The organism is Spirosoma sp. (assembly GCF_048594605.1).
In the GTDB taxonomy this organism is placed as follows: Bacteria; Bacteroidota; Bacteroidia; order Cytophagales; family Spirosomataceae; genus Spirosoma.
In genome coordinates this window covers 1-8,408 of record NZ_JBMDWV010000396.1, presented here as the reverse complement: position 1 = coordinate 8,408, position 8,408 = coordinate 1, and the positions used below count along the sequence as shown (strand labels likewise).

At 40.7% G+C, this 8,408-nt stretch carries 6 protein-coding genes; 2 read left to right on the top strand and 4 right to left on the bottom strand.

Annotation, left to right across the window (positions count from 1 at the left end; all coding sequences use genetic code 11):
- Positions 1 to 101: 101 nt before the first annotated feature.
- The 4 genes from ACOJS8_RS24750 to ACOJS8_RS24735 form a co-directional block, all read right to left on the bottom strand.
- Complete coding sequence (locus tag ACOJS8_RS24750; protein WP_420151241.1) at positions 102 to 1,298, bottom strand: lipase family protein; 1,197 nt, start codon at positions 1,296 to 1,298, stop codon at positions 102 to 104.
- Between the two features lie 437 nt (positions 1,299 to 1,735).
- Positions 1,736 to 3,016 carry a WcaI family glycosyltransferase gene (locus tag ACOJS8_RS24745; RefSeq protein ID WP_420151240.1) on the bottom strand — a complete coding sequence of 427 codons (1,281 nt, stop codon included), beginning with the start codon at positions 3,014 to 3,016 and terminating at the stop codon, positions 1,736 to 1,738.
- 198 nt (positions 3,017 to 3,214) lie between these two features.
- Complete coding sequence (locus tag ACOJS8_RS24740; protein WP_420151239.1) at positions 3,215 to 3,991, bottom strand: sugar transferase; 777 nt, start codon at positions 3,989 to 3,991, stop codon at positions 3,215 to 3,217.
- Between the two features lie 1,052 nt (positions 3,992 to 5,043).
- The gene (locus ACOJS8_RS24735) at positions 5,044 to 6,270 is read right to left on the bottom strand and encodes an ABC transporter permease (protein ID WP_420151238.1); all 1,227 of its coding nucleotides are present in this window, start codon (positions 6,268 to 6,270) and stop codon (positions 5,044 to 5,046) included.
- A 345-nt stretch (positions 6,271 to 6,615) separates the two neighbouring features.
- Here ACOJS8_RS24735 and ACOJS8_RS24730 point away from each other — a divergent pair, with 345 nt between their 5' ends.
- Together ACOJS8_RS24730 and ACOJS8_RS24725 are read left to right on the top strand one after the other, a co-directional pair.
- A complete protein-coding gene (locus ACOJS8_RS24730) occupies positions 6,616 to 7,863 on the top strand; it encodes an exo-beta-N-acetylmuramidase NamZ domain-containing protein (RefSeq protein ID WP_420151237.1) in 1,248 nt (415 codons plus the stop codon).
- A gap of 105 nt (positions 7,864 to 7,968) precedes the next feature.
- On the top strand, positions 7,969 to 8,408 hold a 440-nt coding region (locus tag ACOJS8_RS24725; RefSeq protein WP_420151236.1), incomplete at its 3' end, for a glutamine amidotransferase-related protein.

Below are 8,408 nucleotides of genomic sequence, written 5' to 3'. Positions count from 1 at the left end.
ATACTCTGATAATCGTTAGAACTTACTATTTTCTGGTGCCCATTTTCTGGTACAGTTTTATTGAACTGTACCAGAAAATTCATTAGCTATAGAGAGGACAGCTAGTTAAAGCTTGCAAAGTAATTATACGTTCCAATTAGGTAATCAGCCGCTGCTGAAGCGTGCCCTTTGTTTTTGATAGGTTTTATTTCAACGTCTGGAGCTCCTCTTTTTGTCATAGCATCATAAGCGTCCTGGGTATTGAAAAAGAACACCAGGTCATCAGCTGTTCCATGGTATAGATACGTTGGTGTTTTAGGCTTCCAGTCATATACATCATTATCTTTAACGGCATTCAAAAAATCTGTTTCTGTACCATCGTTGATAGATTTTTTAAAACTGTCATTAAATATATCGCTCATACTGACGTTAATAGTCACATTCTTGCCATTTTGGGCAACCTGAGATGCATAGGGTTCTTTTAAGAAATATCCTACAGGTTTGTTTAATTTGTAAGAGTCATTGTATGACATTAATGCCCACAAATACACTTTATTTGAGCTTGGATTCCCAGCGGTTTTTTGATTAATGACATACTTCAAAAAAGCCGTTTTGTGATAAGCGCCCGCTCCAATACTGGACGCTGTCAGCGGAAATTCAGATGGAAATTCTTCTTCAATTTTTTTCTGCAATGACATCGTAGCGTAACCGCCTTCAGAGTATCCCGTCAGAAATAATTTATCATTCCATTTAACTGATTTTTTCCTAAAGAATTCTTTAGCGGCTCTAATCATATCCAGGGAAGCCGTTGCCAAATCGTTACGTAGCTCGTATGTATGTGGCAATTGCTTTGACTCCCCATACCCAATGTAATCAGGGCAAACCATTATATAGCCGACGGAAGCTAAAAATACACAAGTGGTAGCAACATCACTTTTAGAACTGAAATTCGACGGCGCATCAGCATCATTGGAAATCGTACCATGTTGCTGACTGATCATTGGGACTGGAGACGTCACCGTCGGAACCACAACAGCACCTGAAGCTTTAGTTGTTGTTCCATCAGGCAATTTTGTGTTATAAATCAACTTATACACCTTGATGTCGTACTTCAGCCCTGCCTTTTGAAGCTGAACGGCTAACTGGTTGCCATTCTGAGCTGCGAGTTGCTCTTTGGATAGAGCCCCAATCTCAGTATAGCTTACTAAGTAAGAATCCTGGGGCGTGACGGTACTGGTTTCATTATTGTTACAGGTAAATACTGAAACCGTAGTAAACAGAAGTAGGATCAATAAAAACACCTTACGAGCGGTTACCATACGAATTCGCTGAGTATAAGTTAATTATACCTAAAAGTATATTGTTCGGATTAATGTAGCAAGCGGTATAAGCCCTTTCTTGCTTAACTAACCATTAAAATTTGGTTTTAATGGTTAGACTATCTCATTAGTTGGATAGATCTTTGAAAATAGTTGATTATAACGGCTTTACCGGTATGGTTCAGGCCAGTCAGCTAAATTCTATCTCCTTAAAAGCTTCCAGCTAACACCCAGACATTACAGTTCTGGCTAGGACTACTTAATCGACTCAAAGCGGCCATTTTTGACGCCTTCAAATCAAACTTAAGCCTTGATTGGCTCATGCGCCAATGAGATTCGGGATGAACTATGATGATACTATTAAAAATTCGAATTAATGAGTTTTTTATTTTCTATTAAGTAATACAAATAACTATCCAATGACTATCTATATTGGCTTATGCGCTCTGTACTTCACGTTCTTCCAACTGCTCCGGAACATCCGAAAACCTGCGATGTACGTCATGTAAATCTCTGCTAAACTGTTGAAGGATAGTGGTCTTGCTTAAGTACTTCTGGGCGTATATACGAGCGTTCTGGCGATACGTCGATAAATCGGAACGCAGAGCATTCGTAAGACCCTTTTGTAAAGCATCGACGGATTCAGGTTCGATAAGAATTCCCATCTGGTGACTATCGATTACATCATACAACGTAGTACCAGGAATAGCCGACACTAATGCACAGCCTCCAGCCGCCAGTATACTTGTCAGCTTTGAGGGTAATACAAGATCTGAGGCAGACTTTTTCTGAAGCACCAGATGAACATCGGCTGTGGCCAAGAGCGCTGATAGTTTTTCATAAGGTTGAAGTGGATGAAACGTAACGTTAGACAGCTGGTATTGCTGAGCTAATGCCTTTAAACGCGCTTCTCCTCCTCCTGAACCACAAATCAGGAATTTGACATCAGGTTCATCTTTAAACGATCGAGCCGCTTCGATAATTAGCTCTAAGCCCTGTTTCTCTCCCAGGCTCCCTGAGTAAAGAACGACCTTGTCGTCCGCAGCGATGCCAAGGTCAGTACGTAACGATTCGTTTGAAGGAAGTGGTCGAATGTACAAATCATCTACCCAGTTTGGAAACAAAATACATGGTGATTGCAGAACATTTTTTTCTGCCGTCTTACGTACCATTCCTTCACTTATAGTCGAAACGGCTGTGGAACGTTTTAAAATAAACCGTTCTACTTTGAAAAGTATATCTAAAAAAGTTTGATTTTTCAGCATACCTAATTCTTTAGCCATATCGATCTGAAGATCTTGCAAATGGAGCAGAAGTGGTACTTTTCGCAAACGTGAATATAAGACTGGTATTAAGCCGATGTGAAAAGGGGGAGCTATGCAAATCACTACGTCGTGTGCTGTAGAGAAAAACAGAGGAAACCAGAAGCGTAAACTACTTACTACAAAGGAAAATTCATGTAGTATCCGTTTTAATGAGGTAACTTTTTTTGGTACATAAAATGGACAACGGTGAACAGTTACTCCATCAATTATTTCTGTGAACCAGCTTTTATTTTTATAGGATGTATGGATTTCCCATTCAGGGTAATAAGGCATCGCCGTAATGACCTCTACTGAATTACCTTCCTTCGATAACCAGGCGCCCATTTCTCCTGTATACTTTCCTACACCTGTCAGCTCAGGTGTGTAATTAATATCATAAATCAGAATACGCATGCACTTCTAGTGAAAAACTAAGTATTTTTTATTGGATAACTTTGAGACTAACTTAGTCTTTGTGCTCTCTAATTTATTGCTTATCCAATAGATCGATTTGAACTAATTAACTCATAAGTAATTAAACTAATTTTATTAGAGCAGTCTGGAATTACGTATAAAAAATATCTATAACTGAGCACATAACTTTATTTATTATTACCAGGCGTTTGCATCACCTTTGATCATCAGCGTTAGCGTTCTATAGCATATTTTCATGTCAAACCAGAAGGTATGGCGAGAAATATAAAAGTGGTCATATCGAACGCGTCGGTTCATTTTTTGTTCCGTATCTGTTGCGCCACGTGCTCCACTGATTTGTGCCAGCCCAGTTATGCCTGGCTTTACCTGGTAGCGTTGACGGTACGTAGCAGATTCCCAATGTAAAGCGTCATGCTGAAGGGCATGGGGACGAGGACCAACCATGCTCATATGCCCGATAAGCACATTAATAAACTGGGGCACTTCATCTAAGTTAGTTCTGCGAAGAAAACGGCCTATCGAGGTTACTCGTGCATCTTCTCTAGCCGTCTGTTTAAAATCTGATTGCGAAGTGGGAGCGTACCGCATTGTCCTGAATTTTAGACAAGGAAAAGATTTTCCTCTACGACCAGTACGAGGTTGTATAAATAAAATAGGGCCTGGCGATTCTGTTAAAATCAAGGCACCTATTATAGGAAATAACCACGATAGAATAAATAGAAAGACAAATCCTGAAATAAGTATATCGAAAAGTCTTTTTCCGGCGGCCGTATATATCGTTCTTTTAGGCGCAGAGATAGTATGCTGATTGTTATCTGTAAGTAACAAAATATCTGAAATAAATTCTCCCTGCTTATTTTTTGAGTCGTAATCAGTCGAGAGGTATTTTGTGGTAAAATCGTCTGCAATACGCTCACGGCCAATACGCTGAAAATGTGTAAAAAATTTGTTCATAACAAGTAGAAAGCCGGCGTGAGAAAATGTGTTTTGATAAATAGAAATAAGCTATTTCTTTACGTTGAACTACTAAGTATTATGCTAATGGGTTTTTAAAATCATACCTAAGAATGTAAGTTGTTGAATCAATGCTAAATTGGTTGTCTTTGAGGTGAATCCGCAATTGATACAGTTAGCATAAATAACCAGAGGCCGTTAGTTTAAAAAATATATTCAAATACTATTTGTGCTCTTTGAGTTAATATTACGAATAGTCAACGAATCTGCTTATTAATTTGTTAGGGTTGCCTTTTAACAAATGAAAGTTTTAAAAATCAAGTCTATAATTTTGGATTTACTAATTTCAGAGAGTTAAGATCGGTTTAGGTAAATTATATAATGAAAGACACATAAATGATTTCTATTATATAATCTATAGTACTTCGTATTTTATAAAGTCAGTTTGTAGCCTAACGCTATCTGTAATGTTATTGTATTGGTTTATTGTATATTTATAATCTGCCACTACTATAAAAATTAGGTCCCTGTCATTATTAAGATAGTCACCAAAAAGATAATATTATTTACAAGTCAGCAATACTCACATGAATGGGTTAAACAGATATCCGCTACGCAATTATAGGTAATATAAATGAATATAATGTTACAGATTTTATTAAACTTTTATCCGTCTATAATCTATATTAACATTATATGTTTTTTATTATATTACGTATATGCATATTGCAAGTGTTTCTAACGTGAATTTATGCTTCCGTGTTCATATCAGCATGTATAATGGAAAGAATTATTCTATATTCTTGATCAAAAATTTTATTATTATCAATTTCTCATATGTTAGATTGATTTACAAATAGCATAAGCTGAAAAGGTGAGTACGAAGCTGGTAAAATAAGCATCAGGCTATCATTATCAGTGCTTTTTTGCCATCAATAAATAGCAGCATATAAGACATTTATTGAGCAGACGTTGTATTCTACAACCTATGGATTAAGGATTAGGGGGGGGCTTGATATTGCCTGACATCATCAGGAAAATAAAGGTTCTGTTTATTTCTTGAAAGACAGCGCTTTGATAGGCTGGATTCGATTAATAATGATAGTTGGAATCCATAATACCAAGGCTATTAATAAAACGGTTGCCAGATTTAGAGATGCTATATTTGGCCAGTCCCACACAATTGGAACGTACTTCATGAAATAATTTTTGGGATCAAGCGGAATCAGCTTGAATTTATCTTGTAGGAAACAGAAACCAAGCCCGACTACGTTTCCGATGAGTAGTCCCCAGCTAACCATGTTTAAACCAACAAATACGAACATCCGACGAATGAGCGAGTTAGGCCCACCAAGCGCTTTCAGCAAACCGATCATAGGTGTTCTTTCAATCATTAACACTAACAATACAGATACCATATTGAACGATGCTACAAAGCCAATCAGGCTTAGTAGAATAACCATGTTTCGATCGAGTAACATCATCCAGTCGAATAATGGCCGGTATTGATCTGTTACCCGAATCAAGCGCATATCAGGCGCCATGACGTCGAAGATATTGTTCGCGGTCGTCGAAATTTTGTCGAAATCCTTTACGAAAATTTCGTACGTCCCTACTGAATCAGGACCCCATCGGTTTAAGCGTTGAATAAGGCGAATATCGCCCAGTGCAATCGTTTTATCGACTTCCTCCAAACCAGTTTCGTAGATGCCAACTACCGTCATTTTACGAGCGCGAGGGGCATTCCCCAGAAAATAAAGGGGGATGCTCTCACCTACTTTTACATTTAGCTGGTTAGCCATATACTGGCTCAATAGCAGTTGTGTCGACCCTGAGCCGGTGTCGGCTCCAACAACGGGTACTGTTCCTGATACAAGCGATCCCCGAAACAAATTCCAGTCGTAATCCCGGCCAACCCCTTTCAAGATAACTCCCGTCAGTTCATCGTCCGTTTTCAATATTCCTGCTTTCATTGCTACGGCCTGGATGTGCCGTACTCCCGGAATCCGAACGCTATCGCGATACAGGTTTGTGTTGAGCGGTAGAGCTGTTTCTTCGTAAGAGGCATTGTTTGTGAATTTGCTAACCTGCAGATGGGCGCCAAACAGGAAAATCTTTTGTTGAATCGTATCCTTAAAACCAAACAATACGGCAAAGGCGATAATCAGAATGGCTAGCCCCAGGGCAATACTGATGACGCCAATGCGGGTAACGGTGGCCGAAAAGCTACCTTCAGGAGCGTGACGTACTTTGCGGGCTAGAAAAACAGGAACGTTCAAGTTGGTATTCAGTTGGCTATGTATAGAAGGCTGTCACTTACGCAATCACTAACTCATTACGTATTAAACGCTTTCCGTACAAAACTAACGGACAAGTGGCTCAACTGTCACAAAAAAAAAGGAATACCTTACTATAGGGTTAAATATTTCATAAACTACAGGACGATCTGCGTTTGCTGGAACTGTTACGTATGTTTATGAACAGGATATATATAAGTACTCAATTACGTTCTTTGTTAATGGTTTTGAGTAGACGATTGTCCTGCTTTCCTATCATTTGGTTTACCTTTGTTCGCAATACTTTTCTGTTGTTTAGTCGTTTTAGTGATTTACAGATACGTTCCCATGCTACGGTTTTTGTGCAACTACCTGCTGTTTCGACCACTTTCGCCCTACTTGACGATTTGCTTTTCAGGTGCCACAGTTATCGTTCTGATAATTGCTACGTTGTTAGCGCCTTATAGTGCAACTGCTCAGGCGAATCAATCGCAAACCACTTCCAGCATTCAGACTGGGGCAGATCAACTTGATTTATACCTGCCCGCGCTACAAGGAAAGCGCGTTGGTATGGTCGTTAACCATACGTCTCGGATTGGTCGTACGCACTTGGTCGACAGTCTGATCGCGCGGGGAATTGCGATTAAAACCATTTTTGCTCCTGAACATGGTTTTCGAGGGCAGGCAACCGATGGTGAAGAAATCAGTAGTGGGCGCGATCCGCGTACCGGAATCATGATTACGTCGCTTTACGGGAAGAATTATAAGCCAACACCGAAGCAGATGGATTCGCTGGACGTAGTGGTATTCGATATTCAGGACGTTGGGGCTCGTTTTTACACATATACCAGTACCATGCACTACGTTATGGAAGCTTGTGCCGAAACCAACAAGCCCATGATTGTGCTCGATCGGCCAAACCCGAATGGGCACTACGTGGATGGACCCGTGCTGGACCCAAAATTTAAGTCGTTCGTAGGGCTGAATCCTATTCCGGTCGTGTATGGCCTGACAATTGGGGAGCTGGCCCGGATGATTAATGGCGAAGGGTGGCTGGCCGGCAGTAAAACCTGTTCGCTGACGGTGGTTCCGTTGAAAAATTATACGCGTCAAACGCCTTACGTATTACCCGTTCCCCCTTCGCCGAATCTCCCGAATCAGCAAGCCGTTTTGTTGTACCCTTCGCTTTGTTTTTTTGAAGGGACAGTAGTTAGCGTAGGGCGTGGAACCGATAAACAGTTTCAGGTAATTGGCTCGCCCTACACAAAGTATGGTCCCTATACCTTTACGCCAGTTGACAGACCGGGCGCCATGAACCCACCTCTGGAAGGGCAGCTTTGTTATGGTCTGGATTTGACGAACGCGACGATTTCCAGACAGGGGCTAATGCTGAATTACTTCTTCGATTTTTTTAAACAAGCGTCCGATAAAAGTAAATTCTTTCTGGCCAATAATGGTATTGATCGACTGGCGGGTACAAACCAACTTCGATTACAACTTCTGGCGGGCGTTTCGGAAAGCAAGATTCGCGAAAGCTGGCAACCCGCACTGAACGCCTACAAACAGATTCGGAAGAAATACCTACTCTATAATTGAGTGGTCAGAAACGTACCAACTATTCACTCAAACGTATATCACTCATTCACTCAATATTTGCCATACGGCTAAAATGCCCTAACTTTGCATTTTAGAGACCTATTCATGGCCACCGAACAAATTCTGATTCTGGATTTCGGTTCGCAGTATACCCAACTGATTGCCCGGCGGGTGCGAGAACTGAACGTTTATTGCGAAATTCATCCCTACAATCATCTTCCTGTTATTACGTCTGATGTGAAGGGCATCATTCTCTCTGGCAGTCCATCGTCCGTTCGCGACGCCGATGCACCTGAGGTTCATTTAGCTGCTTTCCGGCATAAACTACCCATTCTTGGCGTTTGCTATGGCGCTCAACTATTGGCTCATACTAGTGGGGGAGAGGTGCAGGCCTCTGCCATTCGCGAATATGGCCGGGCCAAACTTGGTACGGTAAATACCGAAAGTCGGCTGATGAAAGGCATTGACCAGCACTCACAGGTTTGGATGTCGCACGCTGATACGATCACCAGTGTACCAGATAATTTCAAAATCATAGCTTCGAC